The organism is Helicobacter pylori (assembly GCF_014497725.1).
In the GTDB taxonomy this organism is placed as follows: Bacteria; Campylobacterota; Campylobacteria; order Campylobacterales; family Helicobacteraceae; genus Helicobacter; species Helicobacter pylori_DE.
In genome coordinates this window covers 15,597-37,221 of record NZ_JACTGF010000011.1, presented here as the reverse complement: position 1 = coordinate 37,221, position 21,625 = coordinate 15,597, and the positions used below count along the sequence as shown (strand labels likewise).

17 protein-coding genes and 1 pseudogene are annotated in these 21,625 nt (G+C 38.8%); 3 read left to right on the top strand and 15 right to left on the bottom strand.

Going from position 1 to position 21,625, the window contains the following annotated elements; translation table 11 throughout:
• Positions 1 to 141: 141 nt before the first annotated feature.
• The 13 genes and pseudogenes from H7N69_RS08110 to crdR form a co-directional block, all read right to left on the bottom strand.
• Complete coding sequence (locus H7N69_RS08110) at positions 142 to 1,212, bottom strand: type ISP restriction/modification enzyme (RefSeq protein WP_332246456.1); 1,071 nt, start codon at positions 1,210 to 1,212, stop codon at positions 142 to 144.
• A pseudogene (locus H7N69_RS07070) lies at positions 1,188 to 3,742 on the bottom strand (type ISP restriction/modification enzyme). Before H7N69_RS07070 ends, H7N69_RS08110 begins: the two are co-directional and overlap by 25 nt.
• Positions 3,743 to 3,766: 24 nt before the next feature.
• A complete protein-coding gene (nadC, locus tag H7N69_RS07065; protein WP_187885227.1) occupies positions 3,767 to 4,588 on the bottom strand; it encodes a carboxylating nicotinate-nucleotide diphosphorylase in 822 nt (273 codons plus the stop codon).
• A complete protein-coding gene (gene nadA / locus H7N69_RS07060; RefSeq protein WP_187885226.1) occupies positions 4,588 to 5,598 on the bottom strand; it encodes a quinolinate synthase NadA in 1,011 nt (336 codons plus the stop codon). The genes nadC and nadA overlap by 1 nt, the downstream gene beginning before the upstream one ends.
• On the bottom strand, positions 5,588 to 6,391 hold the full coding sequence (locus tag H7N69_RS07055; protein WP_000226237.1) for a phosphatidylserine decarboxylase: 804 nt from the start codon (positions 6,389 to 6,391) through the stop codon (positions 5,588 to 5,590). The genes nadA and H7N69_RS07055 overlap by 11 nt, the downstream gene beginning before the upstream one ends.
• Positions 6,385 to 6,891 (bottom strand): DUF6115 domain-containing protein, encoded by a 507-nt coding sequence (locus H7N69_RS07050; protein ID WP_000953098.1) that lies wholly within the window; start codon positions 6,889 to 6,891, stop codon positions 6,385 to 6,387. Before H7N69_RS07050 ends, H7N69_RS07055 begins: the two co-directional genes overlap by 7 nt.
• Before the next feature lie 12 nt (positions 6,892 to 6,903).
• Positions 6,904 to 7,398, bottom strand: coding sequence for a hypothetical protein (locus H7N69_RS07045; protein WP_025445760.1), 495 nt, complete (start codon positions 7,396 to 7,398; stop codon positions 6,904 to 6,906).
• Complete coding sequence (mqnP, locus tag H7N69_RS07040; RefSeq protein WP_232260226.1) at positions 7,391 to 8,233, bottom strand: menaquinone biosynthesis prenyltransferase MqnP; 843 nt, start codon at positions 8,231 to 8,233, stop codon at positions 7,391 to 7,393. Before mqnP ends, H7N69_RS07045 begins: the two co-directional genes overlap by 8 nt.
• 70 nt (positions 8,234 to 8,303) lie before the next feature.
• Entirely contained in the window at positions 8,304 to 9,617 is a 1,314-nt protein-coding gene (locus tag H7N69_RS07035; RefSeq protein ID WP_187885225.1) for a ComEC/Rec2 family competence protein, read from the bottom strand.
• Positions 9,614 to 11,080, bottom strand: a complete 1,467-nt coding sequence (locus H7N69_RS07030; protein ID WP_187885224.1) for a replicative DNA helicase — start codon at positions 11,078 to 11,080, stop codon at positions 9,614 to 9,616. The genes H7N69_RS07035 and H7N69_RS07030 overlap by 4 nt, the downstream gene beginning before the upstream one ends.
• 10 nt (positions 11,081 to 11,090) lie before the next feature.
• Positions 11,091 to 12,491, bottom strand: coding sequence for an NAD(P)H-hydrate dehydratase (locus H7N69_RS07025; RefSeq protein WP_187885223.1), 1,401 nt, complete (start codon positions 12,489 to 12,491; stop codon positions 11,091 to 11,093).
• Positions 12,492 to 12,493: 2 nt separating this feature from the next.
• Positions 12,494 to 13,696, bottom strand: coding sequence for a copper-sensing histidine kinase CrdS (crdS, locus tag H7N69_RS07020; RefSeq protein ID WP_187885236.1), 1,203 nt, complete (start codon positions 13,694 to 13,696; stop codon positions 12,494 to 12,496).
• Positions 13,662 to 14,303: a copper response regulator transcription factor CrdR gene (gene crdR, locus H7N69_RS07015; RefSeq protein ID WP_001169751.1), complete on the bottom strand. Its 642-nt coding sequence runs from the start codon at positions 14,301 to 14,303 to the stop codon at positions 13,662 to 13,664. The genes crdS and crdR overlap by 35 nt, the downstream gene beginning before the upstream one ends.
• 69 nt (positions 14,304 to 14,372) lie before the next feature.
• On the opposite strand from crdR, the gene H7N69_RS08025 reads away from it, so the two are divergent.
• The 3 genes from H7N69_RS08025 to H7N69_RS07000 are packed head-to-tail and all read left to right on the top strand — an operon-like array spanning position 14,373 to position 19,756.
• A complete protein-coding gene (locus H7N69_RS08025; protein ID WP_187885222.1) occupies positions 14,373 to 15,797 on the top strand; it encodes a DNA methyltransferase in 1,425 nt (474 codons plus the stop codon).
• Positions 15,798 to 15,802: 5 nt separating this feature from the next.
• Positions 15,803 to 16,840, top strand: coding sequence for a DNA methyltransferase (locus H7N69_RS08020; protein WP_187885221.1), 1,038 nt, complete (start codon positions 15,803 to 15,805; stop codon positions 16,838 to 16,840).
• Between the two features lie 9 nt (positions 16,841 to 16,849).
• Entirely contained in the window at positions 16,850 to 19,756 is a 2,907-nt protein-coding gene (locus tag H7N69_RS07000) for a DEAD/DEAH box helicase family protein (protein ID WP_187885220.1), read from the top strand.
• A gap of 49 nt (positions 19,757 to 19,805) precedes the next feature.
• Here H7N69_RS07000 and mreC read toward each other — a convergent pair whose 3' ends face one another.
• Together mreC and H7N69_RS06990 are read right to left on the bottom strand one after the other, a co-directional pair.
• A complete protein-coding gene (mreC, locus tag H7N69_RS06995; protein ID WP_187885219.1) occupies positions 19,806 to 20,552 on the bottom strand; it encodes a rod shape-determining protein MreC in 747 nt (248 codons plus the stop codon).
• 3 nt (positions 20,553 to 20,555) lie between these two features.
• A complete protein-coding gene (locus H7N69_RS06990; protein ID WP_000577744.1) occupies positions 20,556 to 21,599 on the bottom strand; it encodes a rod shape-determining protein in 1,044 nt (347 codons plus the stop codon).
• Positions 21,600 to 21,625: the final 26 nt, after the last annotated feature.

The following is a 21,625-nucleotide window of genomic DNA, read 5'->3' as shown; positions in this document are numbered from 1 at the left end:
TTAACTAACCTTTTATATCTGCTACTCTGGCCATTTTAACACAAGCGTTTTAAGGCTATCTTAATGTTTAATCTTTAGCTTTGTTCTCATCAAATGCATCAAATGCAAATACATCAAGTGATAGAAGCTACCTATCCCCACCTATTTTAATCGGTATAATAAAAACGCGTAACTCCCCGATCCATTCAAATGCAAATCGCAAAGCATGCCCGTTACAAAAACATTAGAAATGGGGCTTACTTTAGAGCCTCTATCGCAAACTAGAGCGAGATTAGATAAGGCAGAATAAAGGGAAGGCTGAACCTCCGCCTCTGCGGTAGATATTGTTGTCGCTTGCTTCTTTGCTGATGAATGCGGCATCAAAGTCAAAATCTCCGATGGCTTTGGCTTGGCGCGATAAGATAAGGGCGATATTGGTATTAAATGGGGGGGGGGGGGTGGATTTTGCAAGATTTCTTGCATTAAGGCTTTGCTGTCATTCCCTTTTAAATGAGGCAAATCGCTCGTCAAAAATCCAAGCGTCTTTTGGATTTCAATCGTGCGCGCGATGACTTTAATGATATTGCTTACATGATCAAAGTCGCAAGGCTCGTCTTTATGGCTTTTTAAATATTTGTCTAAAACGCCATACCCCCCTATTCTATAATCATAAATTTCCTCACTCACCCCCCTAAAATAAGCACTATGGTTGATATAAAGCCGTTGTTCTGGCTTTTTATGATAGGGTTTTTTGATGATGGGGTTACGATCATGCGCTTCTTTATAGTAGGATTCGCCTATGGTGGCGTCTTTTAATTTTTCAAAGCTGTGATTCAGGCTTTCTTGGTTTAAGACATGCAAGCCGATTAATTCAATCCCTAAAAGGCTTAAAGCCCTAAACAAATCTTTATTGTTTGTGAAAAGGATTTTAGGGTAATCGGCTTTGAGAAAATCTTCATAACGCTTGCGGTAATTTGGGGAATACAATAGTGCATAGATATAGCCTAAAACCTCTAACGGCTCAAAAGGGTGGCTATAATGCTTGTCTATAAAGCTTCTAAACTCTGGCGTAAAATTTTCGGTGTAGTTGGGGTGTTTGAATTGATAAAGGGGGTAATTAACCCCAGCCCCATTGCCCCCAGAGCTTAACCCTTGATCGTTAATATGAGAGCTTATAAAGCATTGCGTCCAACTTTTATCGTTGTTTTTTAGCTGTCGTGGGGTGTTGAGCACGACATTTTTGCGCGTTTGATTGGGTGTTTTAGGGTTTGTTGGGGGGGGGGGGTAACATGTGCTTGAAGACTTCGCCTCGTGGATAAGCGATAAAAGACTTTGATTTACCGGTATAATAAGTGTAGTAAAAATCAAAAGGGCGGTATTGGCACGAAACAATGTATTCTTCTAAATTGTTAGCGTTTGCCTTAATGTCTTTAATAGCATATTCTAAACGCCAATCCCTACCATCTTTTTTAATATTATAAACTCTGCGTAATTCACTGGGTTCTAAGGTTGAAAAATCTTTTAAAAGCTTTAGCAAGCTTTCTTTGTCCTTGTGGAAAACGACATGGTCTCGTTGCGAACAAATACCGGTGCTTCCAATTTGAAACATCTCCTGAACGCTAAAGCCTTGTTCGTATTCCTCTAACAAGGGCGTTTTTAAAGGCAACAGCAAGTAAAAAGGCTCTCTTGGGGCAAGCTCAAGCCACTCAATGCTATTCAAATCATGTTGGGCTAAAAAGGCGTATTTTTCAGCCCTTTGACCATAAACATCATAATAGTGGATTTTTTGCTTGGTTGCTTGCGCCTTTTTGACAAAGAGGTTGATGGAGACGCCTTGCATGATATTGAAAACGTTTTCATCTTTTGCGCCTTGTGGGGTTTCCTCCTTTTTCCTCGCATTTCCATGCAAGTTTAGGATATAAAGCTCATCGTAGCACTCTAAAAGAGAGCGCCTTAACCCCCTAAAAGTAGGGTTGTCTAAAAAGGCGTTGTTAGAGATAAAGCCAAAAAGGCCATGCCCTAATGATTTAATCTTGTTTTGAGCGAAACGCATGAATTTCACGTAATCGTCTAAGAGCCATTTAGGGTTTTTCTCCTTTTGTAGTTTGTATTTGGAATGGAGGTTCTTAAGAGCCTTTAGGGCGTCTTTACTGCCGCTTTCTTTTTGTTTTTGAATATTGTCTAAAAGCGTTTGGATTTTATCGGTGAGTTTAACGTTTTTTTCAATTTCTATGGTTTGAAATTCAGGCTCTATGCCGTAAGTGGCTTTCACTTCCCATTCAAACAAACCCTCATTACTGCTCGCCCCGCTATAAGGGGGGTTACCGGTGATGATAAGAATCTTTTCATCTTTTTTGATTTCTTGGGCGTTTGAAAGCTCTTTTTCAAAAATCGGGTTTAGCCCACGATAAGCGATGATCTCACTAGGCTGTATGAGGGTGTTGGTTAAAATGATTTTAAGCGCATCGTTTTCTTTGAGAGGTTTTTTAAATTCCTCTTTAAAGGCTTGGCTGAGGTTCAAATGAGCGATCGCATAAGGAGCGATCAAGTATTCAAACCCATAGAATTGCTTCAAGAGGTTTTGGTATTTGTCCTCTTTAGTGGAGGTGCCTCCATCGCTTGTCTTTCTCGTTTCTAGCGCTTTTCTAAACGCTTCCAATAAAAAAGTGCCGGTGCCGGTAGCAAAATCTAAGAGCTTGATGTTTTCGTTATCCAAAGCGCTTTTTAAGCCTAAGGGAGCGTCTTTGAAACGCGTTTTGAGCAGGCTATCCAAAGCGTTAATGATGAATTTCACCACAGAATCTGGGGTGTAATACACGCCCTTCTTCTCTCGCAATTTAGGGTCATAAGCGCTTAAAAAGGTTTCATAAAAGTGTAAATAAGGGTCTTTATCGTCATTCAAATCTTTAATGATAGAGCCCATATCAACATGATTGATCAAGCTTAGAATTTCATTTAAAAGCCATTGGATTTCTTTGATTGCATCAAGCTTCTTTAAAAAATCCGCCATTTCTCTGATCACAGCGAAGTTTTTAGGGATGGAGCTCCTCACATTATTCAAATCAATTTTTTCAAAAGGGTGGTTGAGTTTGGCTAAAAAAAGGCTGTAAGTGAGCGTTTGAGCGAACGCATCGCTAAAGTCTTCAAAACTCAATTCTTCATAAAGATATTCTTTAAAATTATTAAAAATGCTAGAAACTTGCATGTCTTTTTGGTATTGGATTAGAGCGTCTTTTAAATACCTGGTGGGCGCGCTTAATGCGTTTGCGAAATCTTTAGCGTTAGTAATAGGGGCTGCTTCGTGATTGAAAAAGCCTCTAAACAATTCAATCAGATCGCACTCGGTTTGCGGTTTGGGTTTTAGGGGTTTAGAAAGTTCATCAAGGCTAGCGATAGAAATTTCTCTTTTAATTGAAGGCTTATTCTCTTCATCTTTCCCTACCCACACGAAATTAAGGTAATCCGTGAGCATGAGGTTGGGGTTTAATTCTAAATATTTAAGAACTTGATCGCTTTCTAAGAGTTGGTTAAGATTAGTCCCTACCCTTTTATTTTCTATATAGCCGATGTTTAGCCCTTGATAAGAGATGCGAAAATCAGGCTGCCCCCATTGTTTGTCTCTGTTAGGCTCATGTTCAATCTTAAATTCTTTATTAAAATCGTTTTTTAAATTTTCAAGCAAGGTGTATAAAGAATGGCGGTGCGCGTGTTCGTTCTCTTTAGGCGTGATGTTTTTAATGCCTTCTAAATATTCTTTTAGCATGCTAATAACCCCTTTTTAAAGTTTTTAAGCCATTTTCATGTGCATGTCAATAAAAGTGGCTTGATGGATTAAAGCCCCTACGCTAATGGCATCCACGCCGCTTTTGGCGTAAGCGTTGATGGTCTCTAGCGAGATGTTCCCGCTCGCTTCCAATAAGACAAAGGGGTAATGTGCCTCTCTGTAAGCGGCAATTTCTTTCGTTTCTCCAACGCTCATGTTATCGCACATCACAATATCCGCTCCCGCATTCATGGCGTTTTTGGCCTCTTCAAAGCTCTCGCATTCAATTTCAATTTTAGCCGTGAAAGGCAAGTTTTTTCTGGCATGCGTTAAAAAGCTTTTTAAATCTTTCACATGCTTTAAATGCGTGTCTTTAAGCATTAAAGCGTCATCTAGCCCTAATCGGTGGTTGCTCGCTCCCCCATTAAGCACGGAATATTTTTCAAAGATCCTTAAAAGGGGTCTCGTTTTTCGTGTGTCCAACAAGCGCACTTTATGAGAATTTAAAGCTTCTACAAAACGGCTCGTTAAAGTGGCGATCCCGCTGCTGTGTTGCAAAAGGTTTAAAAGGGTGCGCTCAATCTTCAAAAGCATGCTAAAATCCCCCCTAATTTCCATTAAGGTGTCTTTAGGTTTGAAGCGTTCTTTATCTTTAATATTTTGAACGCATTCAATGTCGGTCATTTGAAGCAACTCTAAAGCGTATTTTTCGCCTGAAAACACGCCCTCTTGTTTAGCCCTAACAAAAGCCGTGGCTTTAAAATCCTTTTCCAACACCCTTTCAAACAAATCCCCATGCCCTAAATCTTCTTTTAAAGCGCGTTCTAAAAAGGTTCTAATCTCCATTAGGACAACTCCATCATTTTAGTTAAAGCGAGTTTGGCCAAACGCGCCACCTCATCTTTTAATTCAATCGTATTATAAGCCCTGTGGTTTTTATAGGCTTTTAAGACTTCAAACAAATCTTTTAAAGTCGTTTCATTCATGGTGGGGCAAAAGGCGAGCGTGCTAGAAAGAATGAAAGTGTTTTGATGGTTGCGCTTGGCTTTCAAGCGGTTGACTAAATGGCTTTCAGTGCCTATGGCGACTTTTTGATCGGGGCTTAGCTTTTCTACAAATTCTATGATTTGACTCGTTGATCCGCTAAAATCAGCGTTAGAAACCACACTAGGCTCGCACTCTGGATGGACAGCGATTAAAATATCGGGGTATTTTTGGCGGTAAAATTCAATGTCTTCTAACTTGAAAAGCTGATGCACCGAACAAAAGCCGTTATAACAAACCACATCAGCGTTTTTAATTTCTTCTTGGCTATTTACGCCTAAAATCGCGCTTTTTAAGCCATTTTCTAGGGCTAGATTTTCCCCCAAGCATTTATCCGGTAAAAAAAAGATTTTTTTATTTTGTTTTAAGGCATGATTAAAGATCTTAGAAGCGTTGCGGCTCGTGCAGACCACGCCGTTATCTTTAGCGACTTTGGCTTTCACTTCAGCGTTAGAATTGATATAAGTGATAGGGTAAAATTCTTTAACGCCGTATTCTTTCAATAAATGGACGCTTCTATCGTAGTAATGGCTATCAATCATCCTCGCCATAGAACAGCATGAGAGTTTGGGCATGATCACTTGTTTGTCAAAGGCTAGGGCTTTCACGCTTTCGCCCATGAAATGCACCCCGCAAAACACGATGAGGTTTTTATCGCTTTGGCTTGCGATTTTAGCTAATTCCAAACTATCGCCTGTATGATGAGCCAACTCTACAATCTCATCTTTTTGATAAAAATGAGCCACTAAAAGCGCGTCTAAATCGCGCAATAATTCCACAATAGAAGTTTTTAAATCGTTATCAGTTGGCATGAAATTCCCCTATACTTTCCCCAAACTTCACGCTTTTTTCTTTCAAATCCTTAAAAGCGGTGTTTTGAATGAATAAAACGATAGTAGAGCCCATTTCAAAATTCCCTAAATTATCCCCCTTTTTAACCTTAATCGGCGGGTTGTAAGAATAGGTTTGCGTGAAACGGGCTTTAGCGTTAGTTTGGATATTCTTATCAAAATTAAAACGCATTTTACCCACATTTAGCGCTCCCACCGCTACAAAATATAACCTATTACCTTGAATGTCTTTTGCAACAAGCGCGACCCGTTCATTGCCCACAAACAGATTGTTGTTTTTGTAAAGTGAGGGCTTATTGACCGGCAGTAATTTCCCCGCAAAATAACGAGCTTCTAAAATTTCTAAATCGCAAGGGGCGTGGTAGTGGTGGTAATCTTTGGGCGAAAGGTAAAAATTCGCATAGAAAAAAGAAGGGCTTAAGGGGTTGATTTCGCCCACTAATTCATGCGCTTTATAGGGCATGCCTTTAATTTGTAAAGCGGTATCATTGTCTAAACAAGCGCATTCGGTGATTAAAGCGTCGCAAGGTGCAATGCAAATATTAGGGGCTTTGTCAAAGGGCCGTTCTTTTTTTAAAGAGCGCGTGAAAAGGGCGTTCAAACTCCTATAATTTTCTAAAGGCTCAAACTCGCTCAAATCGATTTTAAAGATCTTAACATAAAGAGCGTTGATGCTTTTTTGGATAAAAGAAGGGAATTTATAGCCAGCCACAGAGCCAAAAACCCTTGAAAGAGCGTTGCTTAAAGCTACCATTTTAACCCTGCCATGTTCAATATAAATTCCACCTCGCCCTTACTCACTTTAAATTCTTTAGAAATAGAATCCACGCTATAACCCTCTTGATACATTTTCAAAACCTGTTTTTCATTGATCTCATCGCTAGCAGCATAATGCCCCATGTCTTTGAATTTGTTTTCTAAAGTAATGATTTTTTCTTCTAAATAATCGCGCTCTTTGTCCATGGATTTTTGGATTTCTTGCAACTGGCTATAAAGGTGCGAAAGAGTCGTTTTTAATGAGCTGTCCTCTTTAGCGCTCTTTTCTAAAGAAAGGCCTTCCAAACGCCCCTCTAATTCTTTCAAACGCTTAGAATAGATATAATTTTCTTGATAGGATTCGTCTAAGGTTTTTTCTAAACGCCTCATTTTATGGTAAAACTCTTTTTCTTTAAGATATAAATACCCCACCAAGCACACCAACACCAATAAAATCGCCCCTAAAACGACCATAAACAAATCATTAGAAGATAACATGATTGCTCCCATTCATAATTTCAAGCCTTTTCTTTCGCTATTAACAATGAAAGAATCATAACGCTTGATGTCTAAGGCGTGCATGCGAGTGATTTCTAAAAAATCTTTATCCCTTGCCACGCCAAAAAAAGCTAGGATTTTCCCTTCTAACACGCAACGCCCATAATAAGTTTGAGGCGCTATCAGGCTTTGTTTTTTTAGGCAAACTAGCCCATGCCCTAAAGCGATGATGCGGTTATTTTGCTCCAATTCAAGCAGGTTTTCTTTTAAAAGCAGGCTCTCTAATTTTTCTAATTTAAAATACAGCGCTTTGAGCAATTCCAGAGTGTCATTTTCAACATTCAAGCGTGAAAAATCAAAGCCAGAATTTAACCAATCAAATTCTTCTAATACCGCTAAAGAGCGTTTACTTTTAGAGATAAACCTTTCATAAGAGAACGATAAATCGCACTGGACTAAGCGCGTTTCAAACCCTAAAGCTTGGGATCTTAAAACCAACTCATGCATGCTTAAACCCCACATCAAGGACGATAAAAATAAAAAACACCACCCCCAAATAGCCATTGCTCACAAAAAAAGCTTTAGGAATGTTTTTATAATCTCTGGCCACTAAGATCTGCTCATAGAGTAAAATCAAGGCTGAAACCCCTAATCCCAAATACGCAAAAAGCCCCCCATGATAGCACCTCACAAAACAAAGCCAACACATTAGCGCCACAAAGTGTGAGAGCCTTGAAAGGTTCAAGCACCATTTTTCCCCTAATTTACTAGGAATGGAAAACAAGCCTCTCTCTTTATCAAACTCCATATCCTGTAAAGAATAGAGCAAATCAAACCCAGCCACCCACAGCATCACCCCTAAAGCCAAAAAGACATTCCATAAAGGAATATCCCCTAAAACCGCCACGCTTCCCGCAATGGGGGCCAAACCCAAAGCCAAACCCACGATGAAATGCGCCAAAGAAGAAAAGCGCTTGAAATACGAATACCCCCCTAAAATGATTAAAAAAGGTAACGAAAGCTTGAAAGCTAAAGGGTTAATGAAATAACTCACCCCCACGAATAAAAGAGCGTTTAAAGCACTAAAAACCACCATGCCTTTAACGCTGATCCTGCCATCCACGCTCGGGCGGTTTTTCGTCCTTGGGTTATCCTTATCAATATCTCTATCCACCAAGCGGTTAAACCCCATAGCGAAGTTTCTCGCCCCTAATAAGGCTAAAAAACAAAGGATTAAGGTTTCTAACCCAAAAAAGAGCGTTTGATTTTTTTGATAGGAGCTTATGACCATAGCCATGAGTAAAAACATGCTAGAAAATATCGTATGCTCTAATGCGACCAATTCGCTTAAAGCTTTGATTTGGTGCGTGATTTTTTTAAGCAATTATTTGATCCCTAATAAAATGACTTTTCTAACCCACAATTGAACTAGGCATTATAATATATTGATAGCAACAATACAAGAAAAAGCCCATGCTCAAAACATTCATGCTTAAATAAACTTTAAAAAAACGAGTGCTTAGAATCGTTAAAAATAAATGCGCCCCTAAAAGCCATAAGGGTGAAGAAACCGAAATCGTGGGGATTGTTAAAGGCATGCTTAAAAAATGATCCAACAAAGACCCTAAACCCACCGCATGCAAGAACAAACTCAAAGGGAAAAACACGATAAAAATCAAGCCTAAAGGAATGCTAAAAAGCTGGTAGGGCGAAAACATAGGGAAAAAGGCATGTGCAATAATGAGCATGTTCAAAAACACTAACACGCTTAAAGCAATCGCTTGAAACGATCGCTTGAAAAAAGAAGAATCTTTAAAAAAAATTTGAGTGTGTTTTAAAAATAAAAAGATATACCACACCCCACAAACAGAAAGCAAAAACCCCACGCTAAAAAGCAATTTAGGGAGTAACGCTATGGCGATACAGCACGCTAAAATCAAAAGTTTAAAACTTAGGATCCTTACCCCAAAAAAGCATGCCAAAAACCCTAATAAGCCCATTAAAAACGCCCTGAAAAAAGAGGGTAAAAAATCTAATAGCAATAAATACCCCAGCAAAAAAACCCACACCAAAACCCCTATATCATAAAAAGCGTTCCTGTAAGGGAAATAGCGTTTTTGTAAGGGGGTATAAAAAAGAGAGAAAAGGAAATACACGCTCGCGCTTAAAATCCCTAAATGAAACCCGCTAATGGCTAGTAAGTGGTTGATCCCTAGCGCGTTAGCCCTATCTCTTAAGTCTTTATTCAAGCTATCCCCTATAAATAACGCTCGATACAAATTACCCACCAAAGCGTTGGAATGGGCGCTGTCAATGGAATGGCGCAAACGCGATTTAAAATCCTGTTTTCGCGTTAAAGAAAAAGAATAGGTTTGAAAAAAGCATGATTTTAGAGACTCTAAGAACGAGCAAGGCTTAATCTTACCAAAAAATTGCGCATGGCGGTATTGGAGGTTTTTTAAAGGCTCTTTAATGGTGGTGTAAAAGATCATGCCCTTTGATTGGAGCTTTAAAACAAAATAGGTTTTTTGATCTTTAGTTTTGGGGTATTGCAACAAGATTTGAGCGTTCAGGCTTGTAGGTTTTGAAAAATCAAGCTTTTGGTAATTCAAGTATTCTAAATAGAGATTGATTGCCAACAAAAGGCTTAAAAACACCCCACACCATAAGTATTCTTTGGGGGTTGAAAGAAGTTCAAACGCCCCCTGAAAAGTTTTGTCTTTCAAGTTGTAACTATATCATAATCCACTTTAGTTTCTTGCCCCTCTTCTAAATGGGAATCTATGGGCATGTCTTCATAGCGCGTGAAAGGAGCGTTAAAACGCGTATAAACCGTTCCTGTAGCCCCATTCCTGTTTTTAGCCACAATGATTTCAGCCTCTTCAATGCTGCCATTTTGCTTGTGGATACGCCTTTCTTCATTAACTTTTAGGTGCAACTCTTGCGCCTCTTCAATTTTGCCTTCTTTTTTGAGTTTGTCTATTTTGTTGTCTTCAGCCCTCATTTGATAGATATAGCCTCTATATAAAAATAAAACAATATCAGCGTCCTGTTCAATCCCTCCGCTGTCTTTAATATCCGAAAGAATGGGCCGTTTATCGTCTCGATTTTCTAAGCTGCGATTGAGTTGCACTAACGCTATGATAGGGATTTCTAACTCTCTGGCTAAAGTTTTAAGCTCCCTTGAAATTTCAGCGATCTGCTCATGGCGTTCTTTAGTGGCTTTGCTCCCTGACATGAGTTGCAAATAGTCAATAAAAGCGATACCCAATTCCTTGTGTTGGGATTTAAGCTTTCGTAGTTGCAAGCGGATTTGATCCATTCTCACGTAACTTTTATCATAAAAAAAGAGTTTTTTTTGCGAAAGGTGATCGTAGCATTTGGCTAAATTTTCCCATTGATCATCATCAAGCCTCCCGCTTTCTAAATCATGCATGTTAATAGAAGTGAGATCCGATAACGCCCTTAAAGCGAGTTGCTCTGCGGACATTTCCAAACTAAAAACCGCTACCCCCCTATCGTCATTGAGCGCAGCTAAGACCATGTTCATCATCAAACTGGTTTTACCCATAGACGGCCTTGCCCCTATAATGACTAAACTCCCCTTATTAAAACCGCTCGTATAATTATCCAACTGGACAAAGCCAGTCGGTATGCCAGTAACTTCCAAACTCCCCTTTCTTTGGTTTTCTGTAATGAGATTCATTGCGCTTTCAAGCACTTCTTTAATGCTCCTAAAGCCTTCTATCGTGCTGCCATTCAATAACGCATAGACTTCTCGCTCCACAGCGCCTAAAATATCGCTGGATTTTTGCGCGCTTTCTAGGGCTTGCTCTCTAATGGTGTTAGCCAAGCCAAAAAGTTTTCGTTTAATGGAAGCGTTTTTAATCTCTTCCACATAGGCTTCAATATTGTCTATAGGGCTTGCCGCAAAAATAGCGACCAGATCTTCTTCTTTGATTTGCTTGTCTTTAGGCATTTTTTGGCGGATAAAGTTCTCATCAATGGGGCAATCTTCTTCATGCAGTTTTAAAGCGATTTCAAAAAACAAGCCGTTAGGCGGGTAGTAAAAATCGCTAGGCTCTAAAACGCTATGGACCTCTTCAATCTTATGATTGGCCAACACAATTCCTGAAAGCACGATCCTTTCAATGTTTTGCAATTGCTGCAAATGCTTTAAATGATCCATTTTTATCCTTTTATAATCGTTTGATCTTTTCTATCAAATCTAGGGGCGTTAAAGCGTAATTATTCTTAAATTCTAAACCCGCTAGGGCGTGCGCTAAACTTGCGTTAATGGCGGCGTCTAAAGGCGTATAATTTTGAGAAAGCAAGCTTAAAATAAGCCCCGCTAACACATCGCCACTGCCTGCTTTGGCTAAAGCCACGCTCCCTAAATTGTTGATAAAAGTTCGCCCTTGATGAGCGATTAGGGTATTAGCCCCTTTTAAAAGCAAAACCACCTTGGGGTATTTTTGAGAAAAATCCCTTGCGATTTCTAGTTTATTGTCTAATAATTCTAGCATGCTTATATTGATCCCCACTGATTTCAATAACGATAAAAACTCTTTAGGGTGAGGGGTTAAGATCACTTCTTTTTCTAAGGCTTGTAACACTTCTTTATGATAAAAAACGCCCGCATCTAAAACGCATGGGGCCAATTCAAGCCACTTCTTAAAATCCTTTGGAATATTCTCTAAACCCATGCCAAGAGCGAACGCGCTCAAGAAGTTAGGGAAATTTTCACAAAAAACCAATTCTAAAGGCTTGTTATTAGAAGTTATCTCGCATTCTAACGCTTGAATACTCACCACCCCAGATCCAAAACTTAACGCACTTATTGCACTCAATAACCCCGCCCCACTATGCTTGCCTAAAAGAACATGCACATGCCCGTAATCGCCTTTATGAGCGTTTTTTCTATCCCTTAAGGGCAGTTTCAAATCGCTTTTTTCTAGTAAAAAAGTGTCCGTTGGGATCTCATAAATTGGATTAAAAACCCCCAAATGCCCCACTTCCAATTCCCCCACATAGTCTTTAGCCTTATCGCTCAATAAGCATGATTTGATAGCGCCCATGCTGATAGTCAAATCCGCTTTAAACGCCCTCTTATCCACCCTGCCTTTAGAATCGATCCCGCTAGGAATATCGCAAGCGATTTTAAAGCGCGCTTTTTGAGAAAGGCTTTCAAAGTTTAAAAACGGCTCTAATCCGCCCTTAAAAGCGCTCCCTACCACGCAATCTATTAACACATCGCATTCTAAATTTTGATTAAGGGCGTTTTCTTCGTATGTTTTGATGACTACCCCTGCTTTTTTAGCCCTTTCTTTTTGCAATTGGCACATGGGGCTTTTGGCTCGTTTCATTTCAAAAACTAGCGTTTTAAAACGCCCTATTAAACGCCTAGCTAGAGCATAGCCATCGCCCCCATTATCCCCGCTCCCACAAAGGATAATGACTTTAGCGCCTAAAGAAGCGTTTTGCAAAACCGCCCTTTCTAAAGCCATAGCGGCGTTTTCCATTAAAATGTCTTCGCTTAAAAACAATTCTTCAATCGCCCTTTTGTCTAGAGCGTTCACTTTTTCATACACTGAAAGCATCTCTATCCTTGAAATTGAATACAGAACGAATTTTCGTAAAACGATCCTTTTAAAGAGGGTTCGCTATGAATTTCTAAACGCATTTTATACTTTTCGCACACTTTTTTCACTAAATCTAACCCTATACCATAACCCAACACGCTAGAATTGAAACGCGCATAACGAACGCTTAATTCTGTGATCTTGTCTTTAGGGATTTCATACCCTAAATTTTTCACTTTCAAAAATTCAGGCGTTAGCTCTATGTGGATATACCCATGCATGACGCTGTATTTGATCGCGTTCATGAGCAAATTGCTATAAAGCGAAAGGAAATCCTGCTCTTTAGCCTTAAATTCCACTCCCACTAAATCGCTTTTAAATTCCAGCTTGTGGTAGTCTATCATCTCGCTAAAAAGCGTGTTTTCTTTAATAATCAGGGCTTTTAAATCTAAAAGCATAAGCGATTCGCGCTCAATATCTTGCATCACTAAATACGAGAGCGAGCGGTATAAAAAACTCATGCGCTGGATAGCGATTTTAATGCGGCGGTGTTGTTGGTTGTCTTCTAAGGTTTTTAAAGACAAGACTAAAGCGCTCATGGGGGTGTTTAATTCATGCGTGGTGTTTTTTAAAAAATGATCAATACGGGTGATTTCATTCCTAATGGGCTTTAAAAACAAACGCCCTAAAAACACAGAAACCCCTATCACGCATAAAAACGCTATGACAAACACTAAAACAATGTTACGATACAAAGAAGAAAAATGCAGGGGTTTAGAATTTTTAAAAAGCATTTTAGCCACGCCTAAGTGAGCGAAAGTTTCATCGCTAAACAGGTAATACTCTCCCCTAAAACTAAAAAAGCCCGCTTCTTTATGGTTTTTAATCAAATCCGCACTTTCAGGGATATTGGAATATAAAACACGCCTTTTACTATCAAAAAGGGCTATGGAAGCGTCTTTATAGCGTGAAATGAGAGCGTTTAAAGCGTTGTGGTAATCCCCATGCGTTTGCATGTGCAAGGCAATTACTTCACTAGCGATCTTAGAAGCCATTTTGTCCATGTCCATGCGTATCATTTTGATTTTTTCGTTTTTTTCATAGTTAAACGCTAAAACGCTAATCACTAGCATTAACACAAACGAAGAGCCCAAATAAGTCCCTAAAAAGAGTTTGAGGGATTTTTTTTCATAGTGGGTTAAAGCGATAGCCCACCCCCTTATGCGTTTCTATGCAATTTTTACCTAAAAGCTTGCGCAACACTTTAATGTAAGTGCGTAAGGTGGAATCATCAATCGCTTGTTCCCATAAGTTGTTTTCTAACGCTTGAGAGCTGATGATTTGCCCTTTATGCTCTAAAAAGTATTCTAAAAGTTGGGCGGTTTTGGGCGGTAAGATCTCTTTTTTGCCCCTGACACTCAAGCAATTTTGGTGATAAAAAATGTTAGGCATGATTTCTATCGGATCGTCATTGAAAAACCTTTTAATGCGCGCTTCCAATTCGTCCAAATCAAAAGGCTTTTTCAAATAATCGCTCGCTCCTAAATTAAAAGCGTTTTTTAAAGTAGCGTTATCCTGTAAGGCGGTGATAAAAATCACAGGCGTAGAGATCAAAAAATCGTTTTTGATGCGCTTAAACAATTCCAAGCTATTCATTTCAGGCACTTGCACATCCAAAAGCAAGAGGTTGAAGCGCTCAACCGAGAGCCTTTCATAAGCTTCTTTCCCATTAAAAGCACAAAACACTTCATAGCCCAAATGCTCCAAAAACTCCTTGATACTCTCGCTTAAAAGGTAATCGTCTTCTAGTAAAAAAATCTTTTTTTGCATGGGGGTATTGTAGCGCTTAATGGGTGGGCTTTGTTATAATACTTTCCATGTTTTTTAAGGAGCGTGATAATGAAAACGAACGAGGTGCAATTTTATGAAGTTTTAGAAAACCTTTTCATAGGCGTTAAGATTGAAGACCAACAAGAAAGCCTTTTAGATCCTACCCCTAAAGCGCTAAAAAGTGGCATGGTCAATCTATTAAAGGCTAAAAGCCAGTATTATCAAAGAAAAAAACAAGAATTAAAAAAACTCATTGATTGTAAATGCCAAGACAACAACGATCTCAAAGAAGAATTGTTTGACAAACTCTATAGCTTTTTCAAGCGTTATTTCAGCGCTAATGGAGGGATTTATTTCAACGACACGCCCCTTTATGACAGCCTTTATACTAAAAGCGATTACGAAAAATGCTCCCTTAAAAAAGACACCGCTTTATTTTATAAAACTAAAGATCTTTACTATGTGAAAAGCGAAACGAACTATAAGGATTTTTGCTTTGAATTAGAAAACATTCTTTTTAATTTTGACACTTCTTTACTAGAGAGCAAAAAGTATAATGAAAAAGTGGATTTAATCTTTGATTTAAAAGATATAGACCCAAAAACTAACACCTTAAATTTTAGCGTTACGCTCAGTAGCAAGGGGACTCAAACAAAAACGAATGAAATCCTCAAAGAATGCTCCAATCAAGGCATCAAACTTGATGAAGAAGTGTTAAAAAAAGCGTTTGTGAAATTCAAAAAGCAAGGCAGCATGGATTATTTTATCCATAAAAACGCGCTAGTGTTTTTAGAAGAGCAGTTGGATTTGTATCTGTTTGAATACCTTTTTAAAGAAATGACTGCATTTGATGCTAAACGCCTGAATGAGATCAACATTATTAAAGAAGTGGCTTTAGAAGTAATTTCATTAGTGAGCGAATTTGAAAACGAACTTTGTAAGATTTGGAACAAACCTCGCTTTGTGTTAAACTCGCATTTCATTGTGAGCCTAGACAAACTCAAAGCTAAAAACTACGATCTAAATAAAATTACAAACCACAAAAACTACCCCAAACAAGTCCAAGAATGGCAAGACTTGAATTTAAAAACCACAGACAACCTTTTAGAAAATGAGTTTTTGCCCCTAGACACCCTCTATTTTAAAGATTTAGAAGAAGAGATTAAAAACTTATTCAATGAAGATGAAATCAACGGCACGCTCATTAAAAGCGAAAACTACCAAGCCCTAAACTCTCTCAAAAACCGCTATAAAGAAGCCATTGATTGCATTTACATTGATCCGCCTTACAACACGCAAAACAATGAATTTGTTTATGCGGATAATTTCAAGCGCTCCAGTTGGCTCGCTATGATGGAAAACCGCTTGGAGCTTGCACACGCTCTATTGAGTGATAAAGGCGCGATGTTTGTGAGCATTGATGACAACGAACAGGCGTATTTAAAAACGCTCATGGACGAAGTGTTTAATGGGGGGGGGGTGATAACTTTGTAGCCAACTTGATATGGCAAAAGAAAAAAGGCGGTAGTCAAGATAGTGAAAATTTTGCAAAAGAGCATGAGTATATATTGTGCTATCAAAAAGAAAAATTCACTATCATTGATACAGAGATAGACCATGATATACAAGACTTCAATAAAACTATCAATGGCAAACAAGCTAAAATTCTAAAACTTGAAAAATGGGGAGCTGGAGCCTTAAGATCTGATGCCCCTAGCCTGTATTATTCCATTAAAGATCCAAGCGGTAATGATTTTTATCCGATAGCCCCTAATGGTGAAGAGGGGCGTTGGCGGAAAAAACCTGAAAATTTGGATAGCGAACATATTTTTTGGCAAGAAAATTCTAAAGGGCGTTTAATCCCTTATGAAGTAATTTATTATGATGAAATCAAAAATGCGAAAAAAGTCATTAAAACGCGCACAATTTTTACAGAGTATGGCACTACAACAGAAGCAACTAAAGAAATTTTAGCCCTTTTTAATGGAACTAAACTTTTTGACACCCCCAAACCCGAAGCCCTACTCCAACGCATTTTAGAAATTTCTACCCAAGAAAACGATCTCGTGTGCGATTTTTTCGCTGGGAGCGGGACGACTTGCGCGGTGGCGCACAAGTTGAAAAGGAAGTATATCGGTGTTGAAATGGGGGAGCATTTTGAGAGCGTGATTTTGCCTCGCCTTAAAAAGGTTATAGGCGGTTTTAAAAGCGGTGCGGCTAAAGAATTTAATGGGGGTGGAGTCATCAAAGTTTATGCATTAGAAAGCTATGAAGAGATTTTAAGAAAAATCAAGTATGAAGACAACGACAAACCCCTAGCGTATGATGAACAATACAGCGATTTAGTGGGATGCAAAAACGAATCTTACACGCTCAATATAGAAGCGCTAGAAAAAATGGGCGTGGATATTAAAGAGACTTTAGAAAATTTACACGGCGTTGGAGTGGAGTTTTTTAATGAAAAGGTGGTGAAATTTAAAGGGAATGATAAAGAAGTGGGCATTTTAAAAGCCTTAAAAGAAGCGCTCATTTGGTAAGGAAAAATCATGGCAAAGAAAAAAGATTTAACCACCGATAACGAAATTTTTGTCGCTCAAAAACTCGCTGAAGAGGAATTGAACGCTAACGAGATTAATGAGCCATTAGAAATGCTGGACTTTAAAAGCTTTGATAGTAATAAGGAGCTTTTAGATTACCAACAGCAAGCTTTGATTAACGCTTTTAGAATGCTTGTTGCTTATTTTAGAGATTTCAAAGAAAATAAAAAAGAATTTTACGCTTTTTATCAAAAACATTATTCATTCGCCAATTGCGATTTCGCTAAAAAGAAACTCAATCCTTTGTTAAAGAGCCATTTTAAGGTGGAAAATCATTGCGTGAGTTTTGAAAATTTTATCAACCGCTTAGCCTTTTACATGGCCACAGGGAGCGGTAAAACGATTGTCATTATCAAACTGGTAGAGCTTTTAAGCGTGGCTATAAGAATGGGTTTAATCCCTAAGAAAAATATCATGTTTTTTAGCGCGAACGAGCATTTGATCAAGCAATTTGAAAAAGAAATTGAAAAATACAACCGAGGTAAGGACTTTTCCAAACAAATTGATTTCAAAAGCCTTAAAAGCGTTACCAATAAAGATTTTCATCACGCTCCAAAAGGTTCTTTCATAGAAAAAATCTCTCTTTTTTATTACCGCGCGGATTTAATGAATGATGAAGAAAGCAAGGAAAACCTTTTAAACTATAAGGATTATTGGGATAATGGGGAAAACTATGTGATTTTAGATGAAGCGCATAAGGGGAACAAGACTGAAAGCAAAAGACAGGCTATTTTTAGTCTGTTATCTCAAAAAGGGTTTTTATTCAATTTCAGCGCCACTTTCACCGAAGAAAGCGATCTTATCACTGCGGTGTATAATTTGAGCGTGGGCGAGTGGGTGAAGCTTGGCTATGGCAAAGAATCTGTCTTATTGAAGAAAAACAATTTAAGCGCTTTTAAGGAATTGAAAGATTTAAACGATAGGGAAAAAGAAATCGCGCTTTTAAAGGCGTTATTGCTTTTAGGCATGCAAAAACGCTATCAAACAGAAGGCTATTTTTACGACCCTTTAATGCTCGTTTTCACGCATTCTGTGAATGTTAAAAACAGCGATGCGGAAATCTTTTTTAAAACTTTAGCGCGCGTGATTGAAAATGACGATGGAAGCGATTTTTTAAAAGCTAAAGACGATTTATTGGAGGAATTAAAGAATCCGGAATTTCTTTTTAGCGATGATAAAGATAAAGACTATAAGGTTAATGTTTTTAAAGAGGGCTTAAAGAGCATGGATTTTAAAGGCTTAAAAGAAGCAGTTTTTTATGCTAGTAGCGGGCATATTGAAGTCATCATTAACCCTAAAAACAACCAAGAAATCGCTTTCAAGCTCAACACAAGCGATAAAGTCTTTTGCCTGATTAGAATAGGCGATATTACAGAATGGATTTGTGAAAAATTAAAGAGCGTGAAAGTGGTGAGTAAGAATTTGAGCTTTAAAGAAGAGAGCTATTTCAGCCAGATTGATAAGAGCAGTATCAATATCTTAGTGGGGTCTCGCGCTTTTGACACTGGGTGGGATAGCACAAGGCCTAGTGTGATTTTATTTTTAAATATAGGGCTTGATGATGACGCTAAAAAGTTGGTGAAACAATCTTTTGGCAGGGGCGTAAGGATTGAAAGCGTCAAAAACCAACGCCAAAGGTTGGCGTATTTAGACATAGATGAAGCTATTAAAGAAAAATTGAAACCAAACGCTGCAATGCTGGAAACGCTTTTTGTGATACCCACTAACCATGCAAGCCTTGAAGCGATTTTAAAGTTCCAAAAAGAGAGCGAAAATAGGGGTGAGAATAGAGGTTCTTGGCGTGAAATCAAATTAGAAAAAACGCCCATAGAGCATGCCTTGTTTGTGCCTTGCTACCGAAAAGAACAAACCAACGCTCTTAAAATTTCTCCAAGCGCTTCGTTTAAAATGAGCGAAAAAAATTTTAAGGATTTAAAAGAGTATTTTCATTTAATGAGTGAAAAGCATTTTATTTTAAAGCATGAAATTTATGACCCTAAAGATTACACGCTGTTAAAAGAAATGATACAAACAGCGCATTTTAAAAAGGTATCAACTTGGCATTATAAAGATTTAGATTACATGATTTCTGAAATTAAAGGCAAGCTATACCCCAATCAAAAAGTGCCTAAAGACGAGTTTAACGCCCTAGATAGTGAGAAAATCGTGCATTTTAAAAGGGTTAAAGTTAGGGCGGATAAAAAAGAAAAATTGATTCAAACCATCCAAGAAGTGGAAGAGTATGTGCCTTTGGATAAAGAAACCCTAATAAAAAAAATCGCGCAAGGCGAGATCGATCCTTATGATACAGAAAAGCACAAACAAGGCAGAACCTTTGAAGTTGGTGGTGCCGAGCTGTTAAAACTCAAGGAGCATTACTACACCCCACTCATTAAAGCCAAAAACTGCGATTGGCTTAAGCATGTGGTTAAGGTAAAGAGCGAGAGCGATTTTTTAGAAGAGTTGTTAAAGATTACCGAAACGCTGCAAGAAAACTATGATTTTTGGGCGTTCAGCAAGATTGATGAGCATTTAGACAATTTGTTTATCCCTTATATAGACAACGCTGCAGAAAGGAAATTTTTCCCTGATTTTATCTTTTGGCTGCAAAAGGGCGGCACGCAAATCATTTGTTTCATTGATCCTAAAGGGACCGAACACACTAGTAGCCTACGCAAGGCAGATTTATATAAACTTTTTAAAGATAAGGTTTTCACTCCAAAAGACAATCCCCATTTCAAAATCAAAGTGGTTTTAAAATTTTATGGAAATAAGGATAGAGTGCCGGATGATTATAGGCATTATTGGATTAAAGAAGGGGAATTAAAAGATTTTTTTCTAAAACAATTAGCCTAATTTCATTGAAAGGGGCTAAAAACGCGTTTGAATAACCTTGAATAGAGCGCTAGTTTTTCACACCGCTTAAAAACACATGCCTTAAAAGTTTGGCTTCGCTTAAAAAAGCGTTTTTTAATACCGCGCTTTTATAAGTGTAATGATCTTCAATGCTTGAAACTTCGCCCACAAACACCCCCGCTCCAAAAATCCCATCTAGCCCGCTCGTTAGCACTTGATCGCCTATGTTGATTTCAGCGCTTGGGACAATGAAATCCACGACTAATTCTTGCCTAAAATTAGATCCTATGAAGCCTAGCACTTGATTTTGGCCTACCATCACGCTATAAGCGCACCGCTTGTGGGCGTTCAAAAACCCATTCAAGCGCCCTTTTTCTAACACCGCAATGCCTATGGCTTGATTGTGAGAGACAAGACCATAAATCTTATTTTCTTCTAAATTTACAATAGGGTGGAGAGAAACGCTGTGCGTGTCTTCTAAACTGATGAATGAAGTCATAAAAGTAGGGGTATAAGTCATTTTTGGATTTTCTAAAGGATAAATACTATTCAAACGCTCTTTCAAATCGGCGTTTTCTAGTTTTAAAGCTTCTAAAATCAAGCGTTCTTTTTGAAATTCCTTAATGTTTTGGGCTTGAAAAAAATACGCTTGAATGTTGTCTAATAAGCTGTTTTTAGCGCTCATCAAGGCGTTTTTAATCCGGTCGCTGATATAAGAAGAACTGCCTTTAATGTCTAAAAAATAAAAAATAAGAAAAATCCCTAAAAGCCAAAGGAATTTAAAATAAAAACGCATGCATTATTCACTAAAACCCACACGGCTGAGTAAATCCAGATCTTGTATGGCTTCCCCTGTGCCTTTGGCTACCGCCAATAAAGGCTCATCGCCCACATACACAGGGAGTTTTACCATATCGCTTAAATACTTGTCTAAGCCCTTAATCAAAGCCCCACCGCCGGTAAGCACCACGCCATTTTGCACAATGTCTTTAGCCAAATCCGGCTTCACCTCTTCAAGCACGCTCCTTAAAGCGCTAGAGATCTCCCTCACCTGATCTTTAATAGCTTCAAACACATCATCAGAGCTCAATTCAATCGTGTGCAACAACCCGCTCACTTGATCCCTCCCTGACACTTCCATCGTGAGTGGCGGATCTAATTTGATCGCGCAACCGATTTCAATCTTAATCTCTTCGCCGGTGCGCTCCCCTATCAATAAATTGAATTTCTTGCGGATGTATTCCACGATGCTTTGATCCAATTTATCCCCAGCCACTCTAATGCTTTTAGAAATGACTAGCCCCCCAAGACTGATCACACCAATTTCAGTCGTGCCGCCGCCAATATCCACGATCAAACTCCCTTGCGGTTCTTTGACGGGCAAGCCTGCCCCGATCGCGGCTGCCATAGGCTCTTCAATCAAAAAAACTTCTCTAGCCCCAGCGCTTAAAGCGCTCTCTTTAACCGCATTCCTTTCCACGCTTGTCAATCCATAAGGCACGCACACCATGATGCGCGGTCGAATCCATGTCTTTCGTTTGTGCGCTTTTTCAATAAAGTAGCGGATCATTTTAGCGGTAATGTCATAATCGGCAATCACGCCATCTTTCATGGGGCGAATCGCTCTGATGCTGTTAGGGGTTTTGCCTAGCATTTCCTTAGCCTCGCTCCCCACTGCCAAAATATCATAAGCTTTAGAATCAAACAATCCCATGCGCACCGCCACAATAGAAGGCTCATTGATAATAATGCCCTGCCCTTTGACCAACACGATCGTGTTAGCCGTACCTAAATCTATGGCAATATCATGCGAAAACAAACCGATCAATTTGCTAAAAATCATGCCCTTTCTAATCCTTTATCGTTAAA